At 42.3% G+C, this 2,235-nt stretch carries 4 protein-coding genes and 2 pseudogenes; 1 reads left to right on the top strand and 5 read right to left on the bottom strand.

The annotated features are described in order from the left end of the window. Positions 1-243 (top strand): transposase (locus tag CIK04_RS07200; RefSeq protein ID WP_142994982.1); only part of this gene is annotated, 243 nt, incomplete at its 5' end. A 22-nt stretch (positions 244-265) separates the two neighbouring features. Here CIK04_RS07200 and CIK04_RS07195 read toward each other — a convergent pair. From CIK04_RS07195 to CIK04_RS07175, 5 genes and pseudogenes are all read right to left on the bottom strand, one after another. After that, the gene (locus CIK04_RS07195; protein WP_097353755.1) at positions 266-805 is read right to left on the bottom strand and encodes a histidine phosphatase family protein; all 540 of its coding nucleotides are present in this window, start codon (positions 803-805) and stop codon (positions 266-268) included. A gap of 44 nt (positions 806-849) precedes the next feature. Beyond that, positions 850-960 (bottom strand): annotated as a pseudogene (locus CIK04_RS07190) (DUF3265 domain-containing protein); the annotation flags it as partial. 366 nt (positions 961-1,326) lie between these two features. After that, positions 1,327-1,428 (bottom strand): annotated as a pseudogene (locus CIK04_RS35490) (DUF3265 domain-containing protein); the annotation flags it as partial. 17 nt (positions 1,429-1,445) lie between these two features. Beyond that, positions 1,446-1,823: an RDD family protein gene (locus tag CIK04_RS07180; RefSeq protein ID WP_325205701.1), complete on the bottom strand. Its 378-nt coding sequence runs from the start codon at positions 1,821-1,823 to the stop codon at positions 1,446-1,448. Positions 1,824-1,904: 81 nt separating this feature from the next. Next, positions 1,905-2,033: a DUF3265 domain-containing protein gene (locus tag CIK04_RS07175; protein WP_176463299.1), complete on the bottom strand. Its 129-nt coding sequence runs from the start codon at positions 2,031-2,033 to the stop codon at positions 1,905-1,907. Positions 2,034-2,235 lie beyond the last annotated feature (202 nt).

Here is a 2,235-nt window from a genome sequence, read left to right as displayed (position 1 = left end):
GGCCGCTATAAAGGCAAACGAATTATCCAAGGTGGGCGCGCTCAGGTGCGTACAGTCCTGTATATGGCGATGATGTCTGCAATGCAATCTAACCCTGTTTTTAAGACCACATATCAGCGATTACTGGAAGCAGGAAAACCCAAAAAAGTAGCCATCATTGCCTGTGTTAGAAAGATGGTTGTGATCCTGAATTCAATGCTAAGAGACGGAACTATGTGGAATGAAAATATGGCGAAAAATTAACTATTGACGCCATACTCGTTTGTTAGCCCAATTTGCCCAACGTTAGCGAACGATAGCTTCCGCAACAAATGTCGTTCTCTTGGTAGCCAGCTAAACTTTCAAACACATTAAAATGTGAAACGACGATTACCTTAGAGTAATGCGTGTATCGCGATAACACATTTTCTGCACGATTTCTAAGCGCTATCCAAGACTCATACGGTACATTATTGGGCTCCGCATTATTCTTCAGCGAAGCGCGATACTCATGCCAACGGCGATCTCTTTCTTTGAGATCTACATAACCACCATCCAAGTCCGCTCGCCACTCTCTTAGGTCATGTTCAACAAAGAGTTCTAAACCGAGTTTACGATTGATGATTTCGGCAGTTTGTAGTGCTCTTGTATACGGTGAAGAGATGATAACTTCTGCTTTCTCGAGTTGAATTTCTTGAGCAACCGTGTGCAACTCATGGACGTGTTCTCGGAGTAAAGGAGCATAATCTTTTTCAAGCTGGCTCATTTTTCGCTCGTCAGATAACGAGTAGTCAGGTATTCCATGCCTTACAAATACAACTTCCATTCGCCTCTAAATCTCCATTTTTACCCGATTGGGCTAACGCCCAGTTAAGGGGTGAAGCACGCAATGATCAAGCCTCTGCATAGCACTTCAACACCAAAATCACGGCATACCAAAAATGCCACGCGTGCTGAATCCCACTTAAACTGTTTGTTATGTGTTTGTGAAACAGTCTATTGTTGCATTAAATATGCACCTAATTAACAGATTTAGCTCCAATAAATATACATATTTAGCTTTAACAATTGACGCACAATCATTCTTGTAACTAATATCGAACAATTGTTAAGCAATGGAAGCTGCAAATTATGACTGATTTTAAAAGCACTACTCGCACCTTTATAGCAAATAACCTCAGTATTATTGGGTTTACATCCGGAGTTCTTTTTTATCTATTAATCCGATAATTTAGACTAAGAAAAAGGCAGTACGCATCAGTAAATTTACTCCATGCTGCCTTTTACCTAAATTTCCAAGTTATTCCTGCCCCGATCCTCAATGAAACAGTAGTTTTGATAAGACACATAGCGCTGCGTTAAGGGGTGAATGCCGCATAAACCAAGCTTCCGCAGACCACTTTCACCGCCAAAAATCACCGCATACCAAAAATGCCACGCGGCATGAATCCCTCTTTAACGCCTTGTTAGCTAAGTTTTATCACCATTGTGTTCGCCAATTTATCACCTAGYCGCTGTCTCTTTTTACCAAGTATAAATAGSGAGTCAATTGGCCCTAACAATGCACCTAATGCATTTCTGAAGATAGATTGAATGACGTTACAGTCWTGGCCAGTTCTAGCACTTTTTACTGATAAGCCGACTAGCCGCTTACCCATACTCTGACCATTGGGCAAACAGTCACAAAATAGGAAATACGCAACGCTGAGTGAGACCGAACCTATTCGAGCCGCCTCGAMATCAACATCCATTTGAGTCAAAAGCCAAAGCGACAAAACAAAGATGAAGCCTGTTATTACCAAATCTAGCCAATCGCCAACACACCTACGACCAGGACTTGCCAACAAGTGGTCGCATTGGACAAAAAATCCATTTCTCGAACTCAATTCCCTTTGCCTCTTTCAGATGTAATTTCGATAACTTAGCTAACGCTGCGTTAAGGGGTGAGTGCCGCATAAACCAAGCTTCCGCAGACCACTTTCACCACCAAAACCAACCGCAAACCAAAAATGCCACGCGGCATGAATCCCTCTTAAACGCCTTGTATGGATAATAACTAACGAATCAGGGTAAGGTGAGACCCAGACTTTAGCTGCAACTAAAGTTCTCTATCTGATAGTTCGATTGAACGCTGGCTCCTCTATTGAGAGACCGATAACAAGAACGAACATCAGATAGAACTCCAAGCATCACACTCGAATAGTCTTCTGGGTCTCGAGCCCGCATTTCGCAAGCAAGAGTTAGCTTATTATGAAT

Source organism: Vibrio sp. 03_296 (assembly GCF_002265885.1).
Note: the sequence above shows the minus strand (reverse complement) of the source record. Positions and strands in the feature narration are given on the sequence as shown.

What these genes read in the sequence shown, in the direction of transcription:
- CIK04_RS07195 (WP_097353755.1), bottom strand. Translation starts at nt 805, where the DNA reads ATGGAAGTTGTATTTGTAAGGCATGGAATACCTGACTACTCGTTATCT.